19 protein-coding genes are annotated in these 21048 nt (G+C 68.6%); 13 read left to right on the forward strand and 6 right to left on the reverse strand.

Annotated elements, in window-relative coordinates; all coding sequences use genetic code 11:
* Window position 1 precedes the first annotated feature (1 nt).
* On the reverse strand, window positions 2–1573 hold the full coding sequence (locus QC821_RS18080; RefSeq protein ID WP_309724379.1) for a phospholipase D family protein: 1572 nt from the start codon (window positions 1571–1573) through the stop codon (window positions 2–4).
* A 6-nt stretch (window positions 1574–1579) separates the two neighbouring features.
* The gene (locus QC821_RS18085; protein WP_309724381.1) at window positions 1580–1807 is read right to left on the reverse strand and encodes a hypothetical protein; all 228 of its coding nucleotides are present in this window, start codon (window positions 1805–1807) and stop codon (window positions 1580–1582) included.
* Between the two features lie 135 nt (window positions 1808–1942).
* Here QC821_RS18085 and QC821_RS18090 point away from each other — a divergent pair, with 135 nt between their 5' ends.
* On the forward strand, window positions 1943–2743 hold the full coding sequence (locus QC821_RS18090) for a redoxin family protein (protein ID WP_309724383.1): 801 nt from the start codon (window positions 1943–1945) through the stop codon (window positions 2741–2743).
* A gap of 136 nt (window positions 2744–2879) precedes the next feature.
* Window positions 2880–5828: an RNA polymerase-associated protein RapA gene (gene rapA / locus QC821_RS18095; RefSeq protein ID WP_309724384.1), complete on the forward strand. Its 2949-nt coding sequence runs from the start codon at window positions 2880–2882 to the stop codon at window positions 5826–5828.
* Window positions 5829–5845: 17 nt separating this feature from the next.
* On the opposite strand, the gene QC821_RS18100 is transcribed toward rapA, so the two are convergent.
* On the reverse strand, window positions 5846–6763 hold the full coding sequence (locus QC821_RS18100) for a TIGR01777 family oxidoreductase (protein WP_309724386.1): 918 nt from the start codon (window positions 6761–6763) through the stop codon (window positions 5846–5848).
* A gap of 108 nt (window positions 6764–6871) precedes the next feature.
* Between QC821_RS18100 and QC821_RS18105 the strand changes: the two genes are divergently transcribed.
* The 9 genes from QC821_RS18105 to QC821_RS18145 all read left to right on the forward strand — a co-directional run bounded on the left by QC821_RS18105 (window position 6872) and on the right by QC821_RS18145 (window position 15568).
* Window positions 6872–7894: an NAD(P)/FAD-dependent oxidoreductase gene (locus QC821_RS18105; RefSeq protein ID WP_309724388.1), complete on the forward strand. Its 1023-nt coding sequence runs from the start codon at window positions 6872–6874 to the stop codon at window positions 7892–7894.
* 184 nt (window positions 7895–8078) lie between these two features.
* Window positions 8079–8990 carry a MerR family transcriptional regulator gene (locus QC821_RS18110; protein WP_309724390.1) on the forward strand — a complete coding sequence of 304 codons (912 nt, stop codon included), beginning with the start codon at window positions 8079–8081 and terminating at the stop codon, window positions 8988–8990.
* A gap of 69 nt (window positions 8991–9059) precedes the next feature.
* Window positions 9060–10472, forward strand: a complete 1413-nt coding sequence (gene phrB, locus QC821_RS18115) for a deoxyribodipyrimidine photo-lyase (protein WP_309724392.1) — start codon at window positions 9060–9062, stop codon at window positions 10470–10472.
* Between the two features lie 33 nt (window positions 10473–10505).
* Window positions 10506–10952: a nuclear transport factor 2 family protein gene (locus QC821_RS18120; protein WP_309724394.1), complete on the forward strand. Its 447-nt coding sequence runs from the start codon at window positions 10506–10508 to the stop codon at window positions 10950–10952.
* 90 nt (window positions 10953–11042) lie between these two features.
* The gene (locus tag QC821_RS18125) at window positions 11043–11843 is read left to right on the forward strand and encodes an SDR family NAD(P)-dependent oxidoreductase (protein ID WP_309724396.1); all 801 of its coding nucleotides are present in this window, start codon (window positions 11043–11045) and stop codon (window positions 11841–11843) included.
* On the forward strand, window positions 11840–13015 hold the full coding sequence (locus tag QC821_RS18130; RefSeq protein ID WP_309724398.1) for an NAD(P)/FAD-dependent oxidoreductase: 1176 nt from the start codon (window positions 11840–11842) through the stop codon (window positions 13013–13015). The genes QC821_RS18125 and QC821_RS18130 overlap by 4 nt, the downstream gene beginning before the upstream one ends.
* Window positions 13012–13773, forward strand: a complete 762-nt coding sequence (locus QC821_RS18135; RefSeq protein WP_309724400.1) for a DUF1365 domain-containing protein — start codon at window positions 13012–13014, stop codon at window positions 13771–13773. Before QC821_RS18130 ends, QC821_RS18135 begins: the two co-directional genes overlap by 4 nt.
* Window positions 13770–15038: a class I SAM-dependent methyltransferase gene (locus QC821_RS18140; RefSeq protein ID WP_309724401.1), complete on the forward strand. Its 1269-nt coding sequence runs from the start codon at window positions 13770–13772 to the stop codon at window positions 15036–15038. The genes QC821_RS18135 and QC821_RS18140 overlap by 4 nt, the downstream gene beginning before the upstream one ends.
* A complete protein-coding gene (locus tag QC821_RS18145) occupies window positions 15035–15568 on the forward strand; it encodes a DUF2878 domain-containing protein (protein WP_309724403.1) in 534 nt (177 codons plus the stop codon). Before QC821_RS18140 ends, QC821_RS18145 begins: the two co-directional genes overlap by 4 nt.
* Here QC821_RS18145 and QC821_RS18150 read toward each other — a convergent pair.
* The gene (locus QC821_RS18150; protein ID WP_309724405.1) at window positions 15541–17370 is read right to left on the reverse strand and encodes a putative bifunctional diguanylate cyclase/phosphodiesterase; all 1830 of its coding nucleotides are present in this window, start codon (window positions 17368–17370) and stop codon (window positions 15541–15543) included. The genes QC821_RS18145 and QC821_RS18150 overlap by 28 nt on opposite strands.
* 226 nt (window positions 17371–17596) lie before the next feature.
* Between QC821_RS18150 and fabA the strand changes: the two genes are divergently transcribed.
* Window positions 17597–18112 carry a 3-hydroxyacyl-[acyl-carrier-protein] dehydratase FabA gene (gene fabA / locus QC821_RS18155; RefSeq protein WP_309724407.1) on the forward strand — a complete coding sequence of 172 codons (516 nt, stop codon included), beginning with the start codon at window positions 17597–17599 and terminating at the stop codon, window positions 18110–18112.
* Between the two features lie 12 nt (window positions 18113–18124).
* On the forward strand, window positions 18125–19342 hold the full coding sequence (gene fabB, locus QC821_RS18160) for a beta-ketoacyl-ACP synthase I (protein WP_309724409.1): 1218 nt from the start codon (window positions 18125–18127) through the stop codon (window positions 19340–19342).
* A 77-nt stretch (window positions 19343–19419) separates the two neighbouring features.
* On the opposite strand, the gene QC821_RS18165 is transcribed toward fabB, so the two are convergent.
* Both QC821_RS18165 and QC821_RS18170 read right to left on the reverse strand, forming a co-directional pair.
* Window positions 19420–20178, reverse strand: coding sequence for a lysophospholipid acyltransferase family protein (locus tag QC821_RS18165; protein WP_309724411.1), 759 nt, complete (start codon window positions 20176–20178; stop codon window positions 19420–19422).
* A complete protein-coding gene (locus QC821_RS18170) occupies window positions 20175–21047 on the reverse strand; it encodes a sugar nucleotide-binding protein (RefSeq protein WP_309724413.1) in 873 nt (290 codons plus the stop codon). Before QC821_RS18170 ends, QC821_RS18165 begins: the two co-directional genes overlap by 4 nt.
* Window position 21048: the final 1 nt, after the last annotated feature.

Raw genomic sequence — 21048 nt, forward strand, 5'->3', positions numbered from 1 at the left:
TCTAGAGCCAGTCCTCGAGGCGCAGTGCCCGGCTGCTCCAGGCCCCCAGCCGGCGCAGCCAGCTGCCCGGCTCGCGGCGCAGCACCTCGGGCTGGTCGGCGTTATCGGTATGCCACTCGAGCCCGCCGGCCTCATCCAGGCCCACGGCATAGCTCAGCGCAGGGCTCATGCCCAGCTCGGCCAGTGCCCATAGCTCACGGTTGAGGGCCTGGCTTTCCACCAGCACGCCCACTTCGCTGTTCCACCAGATCGAGCGCGGGTCGATATTGTAGCTGCCCACGAACAGCCGCTCGCGGTCGAAGCCCAGCGCCTTGATATGCAGGCTCGACGACGACGCCCCCGGCACGCCGAGGCTGGCGCTCTCCTGGTGATCGGCCCGCAGCTCATAGAGGCGCACGCCGCTTTCGAGCAGCGCCGGGCGGTAGCCGGCGTAGGCGCCATGCACCGGCGGCACGTCGGTGGCTTCCAGCGAGTTGGTGATCACCGCTACCTCGACGCCATCCCGTGCCAGGCGCTGCAGCTGGGCGGCGCCCTGGGGAGTGGGGATGAAGTAGGCCGAGATGATCAGCAGTCGCTGCTCCAGCTCATCGATGACCTCGACCAACTCCCCGGAGAGGGTCTCCTCCAGCGCCGGCCGCCCGCGCCCCGCCAGCTTGCCGGGCGGATCCCACAGCGCCTGCCCCGGCGCCCAGGTCAGCGGCGCCAGCAGCGCCCCGGGGCTGGTCTCGGCGAAGCGCTGGCGCAGCGCCACCAGGTAGGGCGAATCGTGGCGCTGCTCCTCGAGCCACGCCGCCAGGTCGTCGCGCAGCTCGCGCCAGGCGCCGGGTTCGGCCTGGCGGAAGCGCGCCAGCGGCAGCGCCAGGTGATGGCGCCAGTAGTCGTCGAAGCTGCGCGACAGGTCGCGCGCCACCGGCCCCACCGCCAGCAGGTCGAGGTCGGCGAAGTTGCGCTGCTCATCGGCGTTGAAGTACTCGTCGCCGAGGTTGCGCCCGCCGGTAATCGCCACCGCGCCATCGCTCAGCCACAGCTTGTTGTGCATGCGGCGATGCTGGCGGCGCAGGTCGGCGGCCATCATCACCCCGCGACTCAGCAGCGTGCCGCGCCCCCGCAGCAGCGGATTGAACAGCCTCACCTCCACCTGGGGGTGACTGTCGATGGCGACCAGCAGGGCTTCGTTGTTGAGGCTGGCCAGGTCGTCGAGCAGCAGCCGCACCCTGACACCGCGCTCGGCGGCGTCCAGCATCCGCACCAGCAGCACCCGCGAGGTGAGGCCGTCGTCGGCGATATAGGTCTGCACGTCGAGGCTACGCTCGCTGCGCGCCAGCAGTGCGGCACGCAGGGCGAAGGCCTCATCGCCGTCGACCAGCAAGCGAAAGCCACTCTGCTCGGGGGCCTGCTGCGCCTGCTGATCGGCCACCCAGCCGCCCAGCGCAGTCGCCTCGCTCTCGTGCAGCGGCAGGGTCCAGGAGTGGCTGCGCGCCACCGGCACCGGTGCACAGCCCGCCAGCAGCAGGCAGGCAACCAGCAGCGATGTCAGGACGAGACGCGCGCCGCTCCTGGCGCGACCAATCACCGCAGGTCACTCGTCATGCTGGTGCGCCACCTGCTGCTTGCGTCGCTTGTTGCGCCGGTAGAGTCGCGCCAGCGCAATGCCCAGCGCCACGGCCACCATCAGCGCCAGGGTCACGCCCTGCCAGGCGCGGGCGGCGTCGCCGAGCAGCGTTTCCAGGGTGATGATCACGATGAAGCCGAGTGCCTGGCTGGCGATCGCCAGGACGCGCAGAATATCGAAGGCAGGCTTGGCCATGTGCAGCTCCGGGGGTGACAGTCGAGCAATGCAACAGTACGCTTCTTGCGCACAATGCTGCGCGGCCATAGTGTAACAGTGGCCGCTCGTCGTCGCTGCCCCCTGCCGCTGTCCTGACCTGTTGGAGCCCGCCGGATGGATGCCATCGCCATTGGCCCAGTGTTGCTTTCCCTGCCCCGCCTGTACGCCTTCGGCGCGGGGCTGATCCTGCTGTTGGTGAGCCTGATGCTGCTCGGCCTGCCCAAGGGCACCCATGCCCGCTGGTTCAATACCCTGGTGATCGTATGGCTGATCGGCGCGCGGCTTGGCCACGTGCTCAGCCACCCCGATGCCTATGCCACGGCGCCGCTGGATATCGTCAAGTTCTGGCAGCCCGGCTTCCACGGCCTGTGGGGGCTGCTGGCGGCGCTGATCTGGACCGCCTGGGCGCTGCGCGAGCACCTGATCAAGATGCTCGGCGGCATGGCACTGGTGATCGGCAGTTCGGCACTGTGGCTTGCCGTGGTGACCGTCTCGCCGCTGGGCGGCGAGATTGCCCTGCGCGAACTGCCCGACCTGACCCTGGACAACCTCGACGGCGAGCCTGTCACCCTCAGCGAGATCCAGGACGAGCTGGTGATCGTCAACCTGTGGGCCACCTGGTGCCCGCCCTGCCTGCGCGAGATGCCGCTGCTGGTCGAGGCCGACCAGCGCGACGGCGTCAGCGTGGTGATCGCCAACCAGGGCGAGGACCTGATGCAGGCCATGCGCTATCTCGATGAGCAGGAGTTCGTGCTCAGCTACCCGCTGCTCGATCCGCATCAGGAGCTGACCGTGCTCACCGAATCGCCGGGGCTGCCCACCACCCTGCTGTTCGACGCCGATGGCCGCGTCCTCGAACAGCACATCGGTGAGCTGACCCGCGCCCAGCTCGACGGCTGGCTCGACCGCCACTGAACGGCGGGGCAGCCGCACGCGCTACGATCAGCGCTTAAGTGCCGCGCCAGTTTCCGTTACCATACCGCGCCCCGCCAGCGTCGTCGGCCCACCGCCGTGACAGCGGGGCGCGTTTTCGTTGAGCATCCGAGGCATCATGAGCGAATTTTCTCCCGGTCAGCGCTGGATCAGTGACGGCGAAGCCGAGCTGGGCCTGGGCACCATCCTGAACGTCGATTTCCGCAGCGTCACCGTGCTATTCAGCGCCAGCCAGGAAACCCGCACCTACAGCGTGCGTCAGGCGCCGCTGACCCGGGTGGCGTTTGCCCCCGGCGATCGCGTGCAGTCCGCCGAGGGCTGGCAGATGACCGTCGACGACAGCAAGGAGCTCGACGGCCTGGTGGTCTACATCGGCGAGGACGACCAGGGCAACCTGCGCGAGCTGCCCGAAGTACGGCTCGCCGACAGCATGCAGTTCGACCAGGCCCGCGACCGCCTGCTCACTGGCCAGGTCGACCGCAACGACTGGTTCGACCTGCGCTTTCGCACCCTGCACCACCATCAGCGCATCGAACAGAACCCGGCGCTGGGCCTGGCCGGGCCCAAGATCGACCTGATCCCTCACCAGCTCTACATCGCCGACGAGGTCTCCCGGCGCCACGCCCCGCGGGTGCTGCTGGCCGACGAAGTGGGCCTGGGCAAGACCATCGAGGCGGGGCTGATCCTGCACCGCCTGCTGCTCACCGGCCGCGCCGAGCGCGCCCTGATCCTGGTCCCCGACAGCCTTACTCACCAGTGGCTGGTCGAGCTGCTGCGCCGCTTCGCCCTCGACGTGCGGCTGCTCGACGAGCACCAGAGCCTGGCCCACCTCGACGGCAACCCCTTCGAGTCGGCGCAGCTGATCCTGGCCAGCCAGCAGTGGCTGTTCGCCAACCCGCAGCGCCAGACCCAGGCCCAGTCCTGCGACTGGGACCTGCTGATCGTCGATGAGGCCCACCACCTCGACTGGCATCCCGAGCACGTCGGCCCCGGCTACGCCTGCGTCGAGGCGCTGGCGGCCCGCACCGAAGGCGTGCTGCTGCTCACCGCCACCCCGGAGCAGATGGGAGTGGAGAGTCACTTCGCGCGGCTGCGCCTGCTCGACCCCGAGCGCTATCAGGATCTCGAGCACTTCAAGGCCGAGGAGCTCGGCTATGCCCAGGTCGCCGAGGCGGTGGACGCCCTCGAACGGCTGGCCGGTGAGGATGCCCCCCGCGACGCCGACCGCGACAGCGTGGCGGCGGTGATCGACGACAGCGACAGCCAGGCGCTGCTGGCGGTGCTGGTCTCCGCCGAGAGTAGCGTTGAGCAGCGCCAGGTGGCGCACCGCGAGCTGCGCGAACAGTTGCTCGACCGCCACGGCACCGGCCGGGTAATGTTCCGCAACAGCCGCCGCCACGTCGGCGGCTTCCCGGCGCGCCGGCTACACGTCACGCCGCTGGCGCTGCCCTCGGCGTATCGCCGCGTGCTGCGCCGCATCGAGCGCGACGAGGACGCGCTCGACGAATTGCTGATCGAAACCGGCCTCGACCACCCCGAGGTAGTGCTCTATCTCGACGCCATGTATCGCGCCCTGCCCCACGATCCGCTCAACGAGGAGCCGTGGTGGCGCATCGACCCCCGCGTCACCTGGCTGCTCGAGCTGCTCACCGAGGTCGGCCGCGACAAGCTGCTGGTGATCGCCCATGACCGCGACACCGCCACCGACCTGGCCAAGGCGCTGCAGGCGCTGGGCGGCATCCACGCGCCGGTGTTCCACGAGGGGCTGTCGCTGATCGAGCGCGACCGCGCCGCGGCGGCCTTTGCCGACCTGGAGGACGACGGCTGCCAGGTGCTGGTATGTTCCGAGATCGGCTCGGAAGGCCGCAACTTCCAGTTCTGCCGCCACCTGGTGATGTTCGACCTGCCGCTACACCCCGACCAGCTCGAGCAGCGCATCGGCCGCCTCGACCGCATCGGCCAGCGCCACGCCATCGAACTCCACGTGCCGGTGTTCGAGACCAGTCCGGGAGAGCGCCTGCTGCGCTGGTACCGCGACGGCATGGATGCCTTCAGCGCGCCCCAAGGCATCGGCAGCGACCTGTTCGCGGCCTTCGGCGACGCCCTCGCCGACGCCCTGCTCGACGAGGAGAGCCTCGCCGAGGTGATCGACGAGACCCGCACCCTGTTCGAGGCGCGCCTGGCCGAGCACGATGCCGGCCGCAACCGCCTGCTGGAGTGGGGGGCGTGTCGCCCGGCCCGCGCCGATGCGGTGATCGACGCCATCCGCGAACTCGACCACGACAAGGCGCTGCCGCGCTATCTCGACCAGGCCATGGATATCTTCGGCGTCGACAGCCAGGAGCTCGGCGGACGGGTACTGCACCTGCAGCCCAGCCAGCACATGATCGACGGCCTGCCGGGGCTGGTCAAAGGCGAAGAGGGCTTCTCGGCGACCCTGTCGCGCAGCGTGGCCCTGGCCCGCGACGACGTCCAGCGCCTCTCCTGGGAGCACCCCCTGCTGCGCGAGATGATGGGCCGCATCCTCGACGGTCAGATGGGCAACACCGCCCTGGCGCTGCTCAAGCATCCGGCTATCCCCGCCGGCCGGCTGATGGTCGAGCTGGTGTTCCGCACCCACTGCCCGGCGCCCAGGCGGCTGCATCTCAACCGCTTCCTGCCGGCCACCGCGGTGCGTGTGCTGCTCGATGAGTCCGGCGCCAATCTCTCCGACAAGGTGTCGTTCAGCGGGCTGTCCAAGAACCTGCAGAAGGTCAAGAAGGCGGTGGCCCGCGATCTGATCAAGAGCCGCCACGACCAGCTGCGCGGGCTGCTGATCCAGGGCGAAGCCGAGGCCGAGCGCGAACTACCCAGCATCGTCGAGGCGGCGCAGATCCGCATGCGCGAGGCCCTCGACGGCGAGCTGGCGCGCCTGCAGGCGCTGGCCGAGCGCAACCCGGCGGTACGCGCAGATGAACTCCGCGCGCTGGTCGACGAACGCCGCGCCCTCGACGCGGCCATCGAAGGCACGCGCCTGCGCCTCGACGCAGTGCGCGTGATCGTCACCGTGGACCACGACAGCCGCTGAGGCGGCGCTGGCCACGGCTAGTCGAGAATCGCCGCCAGCGCCTTGTCCAGGGTCGGATAGGTGAAGGTGAAGCCGGCCTCCTCGAGGCGCGCCGGGCGCATGTCGGCACCGGTCAGCAGCAGCCTCGACATCTCGCCGAAGGCGGCCTTGAGCACCATCGCCGGCACCGGGAAGATGGCCGGGCGCCCCAGCTGGCGCGCCAGGCTGCGGCTGAAGGCGGCGTTGGTCACCGGATGCGGCGCCGAGCCGTTGAAGGGCCCCTCGAGGTCGTCGCGCTCGAGCAGGAACTCGATGGCGCGTACCAGATCCTCGCGGTGCACCCAGGGCATGAACTGGCGGCCATCGCCGAAGCGCCCCCCCAGCCCCAGCTTGAACGGCGGCAGCATCTTCTGCAGGCTGCCGCCACCCTGGTCGAGCACCAGGCCGATGCGCAGCAGCGCGACACGGGTGCCGTGCTCCGCCGCGCCGCGTGCCACACTCTCCCAGCGCTCGCACAGCCGGTGGGCGAACTCGTCGTGGGGCGCAGTCTCCTCGGTAACCGGCTGCTGGCCAGGCTCGCCCTGTTTCGGCTGGGCGCCGTAAAAGCCCATCGCCGAGGCCGATACCAGCACACGCGGCGCCTGGCCGTTGGCCGCCAGCTTGGCGCACAGCATCACCAGGTCCTGAGTGACGTCGACCCGCGAGTCGATCAGGCGCCGCTTCTGCTCGTCGCTCCAGCGCTTGGCGGCGATCGATTCTCCGGCCAGGTTGACCAGGGCTTCGGGCGCCGCGTCGAGCGCTTCCAGCACGTTGGCGATGACCTGCGTGCCCTCGGGCAAGCGGCGGCGGGCTGCCGCCGGGTCGCGAGATACCACCATCAGCTGGTGGTTGGCGGCCAGTCGCTGGCACAGTCGCTGCCCCACGAAACCGCTGCCGCCGGTGATCAAGATGCGCATGGCCAAGCTCTCCTTGCCAAGTCAGTGACGGGTTCGCCAAAAGTTATACAGTGCTTGTACTATACCTGATAATCTATCCGACATTCTCATACCGACATGGATAACGCCATGCCTTCGCCCTCTTCAAGCATAGCGGTGATCGGCGCCGGTATCGCCGGCCTGAGTTGCGCCCGTAGCCTGCATGACGCCGGCCATGCCGTGACGCTGTTCGACAAGGCCCGCGGCCCCGGCGGCCGGCTGTCCAGCCGCCGCGCACCCGGCGCCATCGTCGATCTTGGCGCCCAGTACTTTACCGCCCGCGACCCCGCCTTCCAGGCCGAGCTGGCAGGCTGGCTCGAACGTGGCCTGGTGGCGCCCTGGCCCACCGCGCTATGGCGCGTCGACGCCCATGGCTGGCAGCAGCACAGCGACGACCTGCCGCGCTACTGCGCGGTACCGCGCATGAGCGCCCTGTCCCGGCACCTCGCCGAGGGCCTCGAGCTCAACGCCGGCGCGCGCGTTCTTGGCCTCGAACGGCGGGCCAACGGCTGGTACCTCGAGGATGACCAGCAGCGCCGCCACGGCCCTTTCCAGCGCGTGGCGATCAGTGCCCCGGCGCCCCAGGCCGAGGCGCTGATCGCCGCCCATGATCACACCCTGGCCGAGGCCTGTCGCAGCCTCGAACAGTCGCCCTGCTGGGCCGGCTATGCGCTGTTCGACGCGCCGCTGCCCGAGCTGCCCGGTGTCGATGGCAGCTGGCAGGCGGCGTTTATCAATCAGGGGCCACTGCGCTTCGTGGCGCGCAACCATCATAAACCCGGCCGCGCCGAGCAGGGCGAGAGCCTGACCCTGCTGGCCACCGCCGAGTGGAGCCAGGCGTGGCTGGAACGGTCCGCCGAGCAGGTCGCCGAGGCGCTCTATGCGGCCCTCCTCGAGCAGCTCCCCGGCACGCTTCGGCCGCCGACACCACGGCTTCTGGCGGCCCACCGCTGGCGCTACGCTCAGCCGCTCCATGCCGCGATGGGCCCAGGCTATCGACTCGGCGAGCAGGGGCTGGCGCTATGCGGCGATGGCTGGCTGGGCCCACGGGTCGAAGACGCCTGGTGTTCCGGCAGGCGCCTCGCCGAACGCTGGCTCGGGGTGACCGGCTGACCGGACATCAGTGCATTGGGCGTTAACACAACAAGCCTCGCCGTTGGCCGGCAGCAGCGCTAGAATAGCCTCGCTTTGTACAGGGGCATTGCCTTGTACAACATTTTGCACCATCCTGAGCATCATATACGTTAAGGTGATCGCCGCCATTGATCACCACTATGAACGAGAGGCATCAGAGCGCATGAGTGACAAGGCGACCCATCCGGCCGATGCGCCGCTCTATCCGATCCGCGAGGTCTCGCGCCTGACCGGCGTGAACTCGGTCACACTGCGTGCCTGGGAACGCCGCTACGCCTTGATCTGCCCGCAGCGTACGCCCAAGGGGCACCGCCTATATGCCCGCGATGACATCCAGCGCATCGAGAGCATTCTGCAGTGGCTCAATCGCGGGGTGCCGGTCAGCCAGGTGCGCGAGTTACTCGACCAGCCACGCACCGTCGAAGCCCCGGAGCCCGCCGCCGGCGACTGGCCCAGCCAGCGCCAGCAGCTGATCGCCGCCGTCGAGAGCCTCGACCTGGTGCGCCTCGATACGCTCTATAACCAGTGCATGGCGCTCTATCCGGTCAGCACCTGCCTAAGCGAACTGTTCAAGCCGGTGGTCGAGGCGCTCGAGGAGCACTGGGACGAGCAGCTCGGCGCCGCCCTGCAGCGGCGGACCCTCGAGGCGTTCCTGCGCACCCGCATCGGTACGCGGCTCTACCACGCCAACCTCAATAGCCAGGGCGCCACGCTGCTGATCAACCGCCTGCCCGACGATCACGGCACGCTGTGGGATCTGCTGGTGGCGCTAGCCGCTAGCCAGGCCGGCTACCGAGTGCAACTGTTCGATGCGCCGCTGCCGCTCAACGAGCTGCCGCTGGCGGTGGAGCGCCTGCGCGCCGGCGCGCTGCTGCTTTGCAGCGGCCACTCCGAGCGCGCCGATCTGGTGCGCCGCCAGCTGCCGCGACTGGCCGAGCAGCTCGAGGTACCGGTGGGGCTGTGCGGGCCCATCGCCCGGATCCGCGCCGGTGATCTCGCTGACAGCCAGGTCGCGGTACTTGGCGATGACCCGCTGCAGGCCATGTCGCGTCTGGCGCCGCTGCTGCGCGCCTGAGCCGCGCCCCAGCCCCGCAGCATCGCCGGCCGCCATGTCGAACACGACTGCCGAACAAGGATGCCCGCCATGACGCCTCGCCTGGTCTGGTTTCGTAGCGACCTGCGCACCCACGACAACACCGCCCTCGCCGAGGCCGCCGCACGCGGCCCGGTGATCGCCGTGTTCCTGCGCTGTCTCGGCCAGTGGCAACAGCATGGCCACGGTGCCAACAAGCTCGACTTCTGGGCGCGCGGCGTGGCCGCGCTGCGCGACGACCTGGCCGGGCTCAACATCCCCCTGCTGCACCGCGATATCGGCCACTTCGGTGCCGCCCCTCAGGCGCTGCTGGCGATCGCCCGCGAGCACGCTGCCGAGGCACTCCACGTCAACGCCGAATATCCCCTCGACGAACGGCGCCGCGACCAACAGGTGGCCGCCGCCTTCGACGAGGCTGGCCTGGCGTTTCATGCCCACCGCGACGCCGTGGCCTTCGACCCCGGCGAACTGCTCACCGGGCAGGGCGACTACTACAGCGTGTTCACGCCCTTCGCCAAGGCCTGGCATCGCCAGGTCGATGCGGAGCGCCTCGCCCTGCGCGAGACACCCGCTCCCCAGGCGCGCCTGGCGATCGAAAGCGATCCGCTACCGGCCCTGCCGAGCCTCGTCGACACCCCCATCGACGGCCGCCACTGGCCGGCAGGCCAGGGCCCCGCCGCCGATCGCCTGGAGCGCTTCCTGCGCTACCGCGGCAAGCACTATCACCAGCAGCGCGACTTCCCGGCGGTGCGCGGCACCAGCGAGCTATCGCCCTACCTGGCGCTGGGCATGATCTCGCATCGCCAGTGCCTGCAGGCGGTGATGAGCGAGAACGGCGGCCAGCTGGCCGACGGCGACGCTGGCCTCAGCGCCTGGGTCAGCGAGCTGATCTGGCGCGAGTTCTACCAGCACATCGTGGTCGGCTTTCCCCGCGTGTGCCGGCACCGCGCCTTTCAGCAGCACACCGAAGCCCTCGCCTGGCGCGACGACGATGCCGGCTTCGCCGCCTGGTGCGAAGGGCGCACCGGCTATCCGCTGGTCGACGCCGCCATGCGCCAACTGGTGCAGACCGGCTGGATGCACAACCGCCTGCGCATGGTCACGGCGATGTTCCTGACCAAGCACCTGCTGATCGACTGGCGCCGCGGCGAGCGCTTCTTCCTGCGCCACCTGGTCGACGGCGAATTTGCCGCCAACAACGGCGGCTGGCAGTGGGCGGCCTCCACCGGTACCGATGCCGCCCCCTATTTCCGCATCTTCAACCCCACCACCCAATCGACGCGCTTTGACCCGCAGGCCGATTTCATTACTGAATTTGTACCCGAATTGTCCAACCTGGCGACCAAGAAGCGCCATGCCCCCGTGGGCGACCTCCTCGACAGCGCCGCTTACCCAGCCCCCATCGTCGACCACAAGGCCGCCCGGGCGCGCGCACTGGACGCTTTCAAGACCCTGAAGAACTAGCCCCCTACCCGGCCACCTCTAACGGAGCCCGCCATGCACCAGGATCCTGCCCTGGAGTCGTTCTGCGACTTCTTCAATAAGCTAGACAAAACCTCTACACATCTGCTGCCAGAGGTATACACTAGTGACGTGGTATTCCAAGATCCGCTGCACCGTATCGACGGTATCGCGGCTCTGACCGGCTACTTCGAGGGGCTCTACGCCAACGTCGAAACCTGCCGCTTCGCCTTTGGCGAGCGCCAGCGCCTGGCCGACACCGCCTTCGTGACCTGGACCATGTCACTGCGTCATCCCCGGCTCGAGGGCGGACGGGACTACCACGTAGAGGGCTGTTCGCGGCTGCGCTTCGCCGCCAGCGACGGCCCCCACGGCGAGCGGGTCTGCCAGCATCGCGACTACTTCGATGCCGGCGCCATGCTCTACGAGCGGCTACCGCTGCTGGGCAGCGTGATCCGCCAGGTCAAGCGTCGCGTCGGCTAGGCACTGAGACAGGCAGTGCATCCAGCCTCGCCCTGGCCACGTACATGATCAGGACGGCCGGCGCCGTCGAATCGCTGGCCAGGAGGAGGCATGACCACACTGCAACAACCGCGGCGCATCTGGTTGACGGGGGCTACGTCCGGCATTGGCCTGGCGCTTGCCGAACGGCTGCTGGCCGATGGCCACCGCGTAGCGCTGAGCGCGCGCAATGTCGATAAGCTCAATGCCCTGGCGGCGAGCTCCGACAACGCCCTGGTGGTCCCCCTCGACGTCGCCGATCGCAGCGCCGTACGCGCCGCCGGCCAGCGCCTCGAGGCACAGCTCGGCGGGCTCGACCTGGCGATACTCAATGCCGGCACCTGCGAGTATCTCGATGCGCGCCGTTTTGACGTGGACCTGGTAGAACGCGTCTTTGCGCCCAATTTCTTCGGTGCCCTGTACGCCATGGAGACGGCGCTGCCGCTGCTGCGCCGCGCCCGCGACCATGACGGCATTCGCCCGCTGCTGGCCGCCACCTCGAGCGCCTCGGCCTATGTGCCGCTGCCCCGCGCCGAGGCCTATGGTGCCTCCAAGGCCGCCCTCAGCTACTTCCTGGAGTCGCTGCGCCTCGATCTCGACGCCGAAGGCATCGACGTCAGCGTGATTCATCCCGGCTTCGTCAAGACGCCGCTCACCGACCGCAACGACTTCCCGATGCCGATGCGCATCAGCGCCGAGCAGGCCGCAGCGGCCATCGTCAAGGGCCTCGACCGGCGCCAGCTCGACATCCATTTCCCACGCCGTTTCACCAACCTGGTACGGCTGATGGGCATCCTGCCACCGCGTCTGCGGCGGCGCCTCGGCCTGCGCATGGTGCAAGGCGACGGCCACACCAGCGGAGGTAACGCATGACGTCGCGACAGCGTATCGCCATCGTCGGCAGCGGCATCAGCGGCATGGCCGCCGGCTACTACCTCACGCCTCGGCATGAGGTAACCCTGTTCGAGGCCGAGTCCCGGCTCGGCGGCCATACCGCGACCATCGACGTCAGCCTCGACGGCCGCGACTTCGAGTACAACGGCCACACCCTCACGTCGCTGTTCGCCCAGCGGCGCAACCTGGTGAGCCTGCGCTTCCATCGCATGCTGCGCGATATCCTGCGCTTCAACCGCCAGGCCAGCGCCGACCTCGACGCCGAGCGCCTCGACCCGGCCATGACCCTTGGCGACTATCTCTCGGCCGGCGGCTACGGCGATGACTTCCGCACCCGCTACCTGCTGCCCATGGGCGCGGCGATCTGGTCGGCGAGCATCGGCGACCTGATGGCCTTTCCGCTGCAGTTCTTCGTGCGCTTCTTCCGCCATCACGGGCTGCTGTCGGTCAGCAACCGTCCCCAGTGGTACACCCTGGTGGGCGGCTCAAGCGCCTACATTCCGGCACTCACCGCGCCTTATCGCGAGCGCATTCGCCTGGCGAGCCCGGTACGCGCAATACGCCGCGACGCCCAGGGCGTGACGCTGACCAGCCGCCACGGCGAGGAGCGTTTCGACCAGGTAGTGCTGGCCTGCCACGCCGACCAGGCGCTGGCCATGCTCAGCGACCCGAGCGACGCCGAGCGCGAGATCCTCGCGGCGCTGCCGTATCAATCCAACGACGTGGTCCTGCATACCGATACCCGCCTGCTGCCACGCCGCCGGCGCGCCTGGGCCAGCTGGAACTATCGGCTCGATGGCCGCGACGCCGATGCCCGGGTCTCGGTGACCTACGACATGAATATTCTCCAGCGCCTCGAGAGCCCGCACACTTTCTGCGTGACGCTCAACGACAGCCAGGCCATCGACCCGCAGAAGGTGCTGGGGCGTTTCGACTACGCCCATCCCCAGTTCACCCTCGCCGGCGAGACCGCCAAGGCGCGCCACGCCGAGATCTCCGGCAGCCAGCGGCGGACCCACTTCTGCGGCGCCTACTGGCGCAGCGGCTTTCACGAAGACGGCGTATGGAGTGCGCTGCGCGTGGCCCGGTCGCTGGGCAGCGACGCAGCATCTCCGGCCGGCACCCAGCCCTTGGCCGAGGAGCGCGCATGAGTCAGCCACACTCGCGCATCTACCGCGGCGAACTGCGCCACCGGCGCTTCACCCCGCGCGCCCACGCCTTCAGCTACCAGGTGTGGATGGCCTGGCTCGACCTCGACGAGCTGCCCGCGCTGTTCGACGGCGTGCCGGGTTTCAGCGCGCGGCGCCCGGCACTGGCACGCTTCCGACGCAAGGACTACCTGACGCCCCACGACCGACCGCTGGCGACGGTGGTGCGCGAGGAGCTCGAGCGCCAGCTCGGTGCGGCCCCGGGTGGGCGCATCTGCGTGCTGACCCAGCTGCGCACCCTCGGCATGGGCTTCAACCCGATCTCGGTCTACTACGCCTACGACCGCGACGGCGCCCTGCGCGCGGTGCTCGGCGAGGTCAGCAACACCCCCTGGGGTGAGCGGGTGCGCTACGCCTGCGCAGTCGATCCGCAGCGTCACAGCCATGCCGCCGAGTTCGCCAAGGCCATGCACGTGTCACCCTTCAATCCCATGGACATGACCTACCGCTGGCGCTTCAACGCCCCCGGCGAGCAGCTGCTGCTGCACATGGAGAACTGGAAGGACGAGCGCTGCCACTTCGACGCCACCCTGACCCTCGAGGCACGTCCGGCAACCCGCGGCGTGCTGCTTGCCAGCCTGGCGCGGCAGCCGTGGATGAGCCTCAAGACCCTGGCCGGCATCCATTTCGAGGCGCTGCGGCTGTGGGCCAAGGGCGTCCCCGTTCATGATCACCCCCATCGCGAGGAGACACCGTCGTGAGTACGACACGCTCTGCCACCTCACAGGACCTGCCACGCCACGGCAGCCGTCTGATTCGTCTCGTCAAGCCGCGCCTGCTGGCCCAGCTGGACGCCCTGGAAGGCGGTCAGGTCACCTTGATCGAGGGCGACCACTGCCAGCAGCTGGGCCGCGGGGGCCCGCTGCACGTCACCCTGCGGGTGCACCGCCACGGAGCCTGGAAGCGCCTGGCGCTGGGCGGCACGGTGGGTGCCGCCGAGGCCTACATGGACGGCGACTGGGACTGCGACGACCTGGTCGCCCTGACGCGACTGTTCGCCATCAACCTGGAGCGCGTCAACGGCGAGGTCGAGAACGGCAGCGCGCGGCTCGGGCGCTGGCTGCTGAATGCGCTCTACGGCCTGCAGCGCAATACCCTGCGCGGTTCGAAGCGCAATATCTCGGCCCACTACGATCTCGGCAACGATCTGTTCGAGACCTTTCTCGACCGCCAGCACTGGATGTACTCGAGCGCGCTGTTCCCCCACGCCGAGGCGAGCCTGGAGCAGGCCTCGACCCACAAGCTCGACGTGATGCTCGACAAGCTCGATGTCGGCCCCCAGCACCATCTGCTGGAGATCGGCACCGGCTGGGGTGGCCTGGCGATCCACGCCGCCAAGACCCGCGGCTGCCGGGTGACCACCACCACCATCTCCGCCGAGCAGTACGCGCATACCGCTCAACGCATCGCCGCGGAAGGCCTCGGCGACCGAATCACCCTGCTGCAGCAGGATTATCGCGAGCTGGAGGGGCGCTACGACCGGCTGATCTCGGTGGAGATGATCGAAGCCGTCGGCCATCAGTACCTCGACACCTACCTGACGACCCTCGACCGTCTGCTCACCGATGACGGCCAGGCCATGCTGCAAGCCATCACCATTCGCGACCAGCGCTTCGAGGCCGCCAAGCGCGACATGGATTTCATCAAGCGCTATATCTTTCCCGGCGGTTTTCTGCCCTCGCATCACGCCATCCTCGCCAGCCTCAGCCGACGTACCAGCCTCAATGTTCTGGCGCTGGACGAGATCGGCCTGCACTACGCGCGCACCCTGCGCGAGTGGCGCCAGCGCTTCGAGGCCAGTCTCGACAGCATCCGCCGTATGGGGTACGACGAGCGCTTCATTCGCATGTGGCGCTACTACCTGTGCTACTGCGAAGGGGGCTTCCTGGAGCGCACCATCGGCACCTGCCACCTGCTGCTGGCCAAACCCGGGGCTCGCCCGGCACCGCTGACGGGCGCGGTATGATCCTGGCTCGCCTGCAGGATCCGCAGGTGCGGCGGGCGGTGTATAACGTGGCGGCCTTTCAGGTCGGCTGGTTCAGCTGCGTGCTGGGCGGCTCGCTGATCGGAGCGCTGGTGGCTGCGCTGGTCATCGGCGTCCACCTGCGCTGCTTGGCGGGCGCTGGGGAGTGGCGCTGGCTGGCGGGGTTCGCCGCGCTGGGGCTGGCGATCGACGGCGGATTGAGCCTGGCCGGCGGCTTCGACTTCGGCGCCGACCAGTGGGGGGTGCTACCGCTGTGGCTATGGCTGCTGTGGCCGCTGTTCGCCACCCTGCTGCACCACCCGCTGCGTTGGCTGTGGCAGCATCCGTGGCTGGCCATGCTGGGCGGCGCCACCAGCGGCCCGTCGTCGTACTTTGCCGGCGCGCACCTGGCCGGCGTCGAGCTGGCCACGTGGCTGCTGCCGGCCCAGGCCGCGGTGTGGGCTTTGCTGTGCCTGTGGCTATGTCGGCGCCTCGGTCGAGAGGCTCAGGCCGGCTGCGGGGTGCCCAGCTGATGTGCCTCGACCTCTGCCGCCGGCAACGGCCTGGAGAACAGGAAGCCCTGCACCAGCGGGCAGCCGTGCTCGAGCAGGAACTGGCGCTGGGCCTCGGTCTCCACCCCTTCGGCGATGACCTCGAGATCGAGACCGCGTGCCATGGCCAGCACCGCACTGACGATCGAGGCATCGGCCGGATCGTCGGGCAGGGCACTGACAAAGGCGCGGTCGAGCTTGAGCTTGTCCACCGGCAGGCGCTTCAAGTAGCTCAGCGACGAATAGCCGGTGCCGAAGTCGTCGATGGCGATCTGATGGCCCAGCGCGCGCAGCGCCGCCATGCGCGGGTAGATATCGCCGGCACGCTCGTCGAGCAGCACCGACTCGGTGAGCTCCAGCCCCAACAGGCTGGCCGGCAGCTGATGCTGAGACAGGCAGGCCGCCAGCCGCGACTCGAGATCGCCCTGGATCAGCTGAATGGCCGAGATATTGACCCATATCGGCACCGCCGGCATACCGGCCAGGCGCCAGTTGGCCAGCTGCGCCGCGGCGCGCTCGACCACCCAGTTGCCCAGCGCACTCATCATGCCGTGGCGCTCGGCCAGCGGGATGAAATCAGCCGGCGAGATCATGCCGTGCTGGGGATGGCGCCAGCGCAGCAGCGCCTCCATGCCAACCAGCTCGCCGCTGTCGAGACGGTGCTGGGTCTGGTAGTGAAGCTCGAGCTGACCGCCGCTGGCCAGGGCTGCGCGCAGGTCGTTGACCAGTGCCAGCTGGCGGTCACCGGCAACGTCCAGCGACGGGCGGAAGCGCTGGTCGTGATTGCGTCCGTGACGCTTGGCGCTGTACAGCGCCGACTCCAGGCGCTGAAACAGCACCCCGGAGTCGCGGCCATCCTCCGGCGCGCGGCAGCTGCCTATGGTCAACCCCAGGCGCAGGCTATGACCGTTGAGCTCGAACGGCTCGCTGAGATGCGCACGCAGGCCGGCGACCCACTTGTCGTGGTCATCGAATGTGGTGGTACGAATCACCATGAACTCGTCGCCGCCGAGCCGCCCGACCACCCCACCGGCGACGTGGCCGGCCAGGCGCTGGCCGAAGCGCGCCAGCAGCCGGTCGCCAAGATCGACGCCCATGGCATCGTTGACCGCCTTGAAACCGTCGATGTCGATCAGGGCGATATCCAGGCCCTCGCCGGCACGCAGGTGGCGCAGTCGCGAGGTCATCAGGTCATGCAGGCGGCGCCGGTTGGGCAGGCCGGTGAGCGGATCCTCGAAGCCGATCCGGCGCAGATCCTGCTCGCGGGCCTTGTGGCGGGAGATATCGGTAAACATGCCGACGTAGTGGCTGATACGACCGCGCTCATCCGGGCACGCCTGGACGCGCAGCCACTCGGGGTATTCGTCGCCGTGCTTGCGGCGGTTCCAGATTTCACCTTCCCAGCGGCCGGTGGTGGTCAACGACTGCCAGTAGCGCTCGTAGAACACCTTGTCGTGACGCCCGGCGGAGAGCATCGACGGATCCTGGCCCTCGACGTCTTCTCTGGCGTAGCCGGTGATCTTGGTAAAGGCGGGGTTGACGGCAACGATGCGATTGCGCGCATCGCTGATCATCACGCCATCCTCGGAGAGCATCAGCGCCGCCTCGGAGAGCCGCGCACGGCGATGCTCCCTGCGCACCTGGCGCCAGGCATCGAACAGGCCCAACGCAATGATCGCCACCACCGTAAGGCGTAGCCACACGCCCGGCAGCCAGCTCACCGCCGCCAGGCCGGCCAGAGCCAGCCAGACTAGCGGCCGGCTAAGCGAGAAGTGTGGCCACATGGCACAGTGTCGTGAAATCGGGGGTCAATGCGTTGCCCTGCCTCGTGGCGGTTTGTCATCATCACTGGTTTATCGGCATCATGCCCCCAGGCTGAAGGGCAATGCAAAAAATGCCCGCCAACGCAGCGACATACGGCCGGCGTGCAATCGCTGCCCGCTGTCAGTAGAATGCAGCCAATCCGCGTGCAGCGCGCGCCACAATAAATTCGACTCTCGGAACGACTCAGTGACCAAGCAAGAATCCTATAGCCGTGACGAGCTGCTGGCATGCAGCCGAGGCGAACTGTTCGGCCCAGGCAATGCTCAGCTGCCGGCCCCCAACATGCTGATGCTCGATCGCATCGTGCGCATCAACGAGGCAGGCGGTGATCACGGTAAAGGCGAGCTGATCGCCGAGCTCGATATCGTCCCCGACCTGTGGTTCTTCGACTGCCACTTCCCCGGCGATCCGGTGATGCCCGGCTGCCTGGGCCTCGACGCCATGTGGCAGCTGGTCGGCTTCTATCTCGGCTGGCTCGGCCATCCCGGTCGCGGCCGTGCACTGGGCTGCGGTGAGGTCAAGTTCACCGGCCAGATCCTGCCTGAGGCCAAGAAGGTCACCTACCATATCAATATCAAGCGCATCATCACCCGGCGCCTGATTCTGGGCATGGCTGACGGCACCGTGACCGTCGACGGCCGCGACATCTATCAGGCCAACGACCTGCGTGTCGGCCTGTTTACCTCTACCGCGAATTTCTGACAGGAGGCTCCCATGCGACGAGTGGTAGTCACCGGACTGGGCATCGTGTCCTGCCTCGGCAACGACCAGCACCAGGTCCTCGATGCGCTCAAGGCAGGGCGCTCGGGCATTCGCTTCAAGGATGAATACGCCGAGCGTGGCTTCCGCAGTCAGGTCGCCGGCGTGGTCGATATCGACCTCGATGCCCTGATCGACCGCAAGCTGCGCCGCTTCATGGGCGATGCCGCGGCCTACGCCTATGTCTCCATGGCCCAGGCCATCGAAGATGCCGGCCTCAGCGAGGCCCAGGTCTCCCACGAGCGCACCGGCCTGATCGCCGGCTCCGGCGGCGCCTCCAGCGCCAACCAGGTCGAGGCCGCCGACGTGATGCGCGACAAGGGCCTGCGCCGCGTGGGCCCCTACCGGGTGACGCGCACCATGGGCAGTACCGTCTCGGCCTGCCTGGCCACACCGTTCAAGATCAAGGGCGTCAACTACTCGATCTCCTCGGCCTGCGCCACCTCGGCGCACTGCATCGGCAGCGCCGTGGAGCAGATCCAGCTCGGCAAGCAGGATGTGGTCTTCGCCGGCGGCGGCGAGGAGGAGCACTGGACACTCTCCTGCCTGTTCGACGCCATGGGCGCGCTATCGACCCACTATAACGACACCCCGGAGAAGGCCTCACGCCCCTACGACAAGGCCCGCGACGGCTTCGTCATCGCCGGCGGCGGTGGCATGCTGGTGCTCGAGGAGCTCGAGCACGCCAAGGCCCGCGGCGCCAAGATCTACGCCGAGGTCACCGGCTACGGCGCCACCTCCGACGGCCACGACATGGTGGCACCGTCCGGCGAGGGCGCGGCGCGCTGCATGCGTCAGGCACTGGCCACCGTCAACGGCAGCATTGACTACATCAACACCCACGGCACCTCGACGCCGGTGGGCGATGTCGCCGAGCTCAAGGCGGTGCGTGAGGTGTTCGGCGACAAGACCCCGGCGATGAGCTCGACCAAGTCGCTGACCGGCCACTCGCTGGGCGCCACCGGCGTGCAGGAGGCGATCTACTCGCTGCTGATGATGGAGCACGATTTCATCACCGCCTCGGCCAACGTCGATGACCTCGACGAGCAGGCCGCCGGCTTCGATATCGTGACCCAGCGGCGCGACGGTGCCCAGGTCAACCGTGTGCTCTCCAACAGCTTCGGGTTTGGCGGCACCAATGCCTGCCTGGTGCTGGAGAAGCTCAGCGACTGAGCGTCACGCGCAGCAACCGCATAACGATGAACGGCGCCCCGCGGGGCGCCGTTCGTCGTCAAGGTCCATGCAACCGCTCAGCCGGGCAGCGGCTCACCACGCCCCACCGGGGCAGCGGGCCGCGGCACTTCGGAAATCTCCGCCAGCTGGCCCTCGATCCACGCTTCGACCTCGACCAGTACGTCTTCAGGCGTGCGACCACGGGTGTCGATCGGCTCACCGACGCGTACCGACAGCCGCCCGGGGTTCTTGACCCAGTGGCGCCCCGGCCAGCGCTCTCCGGCGTTGTGCGCCACCGGCAGCACCGGCATGCCGGCACGGCAGGCGATCACTGCACCACTCTTGTTGTAGTGGCGACGCTGGCCCGGCGCGACCCGCGTACCCTCGGGAAAGATCAGTACCGACAGCCCCGCCTCCAGACGCTGCTTGCCCTGGGTCAGCACCTGACGCATGGCGCGGGCCGGCCGAGAGCGATCAAGGGCGATGGGGTGCAGCAGGCGCAGCCCCCAGCCGAACACCGGAATATTCAGCAGCTCGCGCTTGAGCACCGTGCACACCGGCGGCTTGAGCACCTGCAGGAACAGCGTCTCCCATTCGCACTGGTGGTTGGAGAGGATCACGCAGGGCGCGTCAGGCAGTCGCTCGCGACCGCGAATGTCGTAGCGCACGCCGCAGCTGATCCGAAACCAGGCAATGATGGCGTGGTTATACAGGTTGAGCAGGCGGTAGCGTCCGGCCAGCGGCAGCAGCGGCGCCAGCGGCAGGAACAGCACGCCGCACACCAGCATGGTCAGGAAATAGCCGGCATAGAACAGCAGACTACGCAGCAGGTTCATGATGCCTCTCCAGCGCTGCGCCCGTGGCACCAGGTGTCGAGCATGCGCCCCACCTCCAGCCGCCACGGCTTCTGGTGCACGCCAAAGGCCTCCAGTACCCGCCGGCAGTTGAGCACCCGGCGCAGCGGCTGGTCGTGGTGGTGATTGAGCGCCTTGAGCGGCCCCAGTTCGACCTGCTCGCCAAGCCCTTCGAGGCGCGTGGCAAGCTGGGTGCGCACCATCGAGGCGAAGGTGTAGCCGCTGACCGGCTCGGTGCCCGCCAGGTGGTAGGCGCCCCACGCCTTGGCACCGCAGTGCTGCTGGTGCAGCATGCCGAGTAGCGCCATGGCCGCGGCATCCGCCGAAGTCGGGCAGAAGATCACGTCCTCGGCCACCCGCACCTCATCGCCGGCCAGCAGGCTGTCGATCAGCTCGCTGAGCCAGGCGCTGGCGCCATCCAGCGCGAACAGCGGCCCCAGGCGCACGATCAGGTGCTCGGCGTACTGCTGGCGAATCCGGTCGCCGACCTGGATCAAGCGCCGCAGGCTCTCGTCGCGCGGCGCAGGTATCACGTGCTCGTCGATAGGCGCGTCGTGGCCATCTTCGTAGAGCTGGTCGGAGACGCACCACACCAGCGGCGTATGCGTGGCACGACACGCCTCGAGACACGCTTCCACCGCCTCGGCGTGGGCAACGACCGCCGCCGGCTCGGCGCTGATCGGCCTGGCCAGCGGCGGGATCACCAGCGCGTCGGGCGCCAGCTCGGCGAGCGCCTCGGCGCTGATCGCCTGGCGCTCCTCGATCATCAGCCGGGTATCGCTGCGCCGATTGGCCTCACGCGCCAGTGCCAGGCTCAGGCAGTGGCCGGCATCGAGTATCAGCAGCCTCACG

It is taken from the genome of Franzmannia qiaohouensis (assembly GCF_031451695.1).
Classification (GTDB): domain Bacteria; phylum Pseudomonadota; class Gammaproteobacteria; order Pseudomonadales; family Halomonadaceae; genus Franzmannia; species Franzmannia qiaohouensis.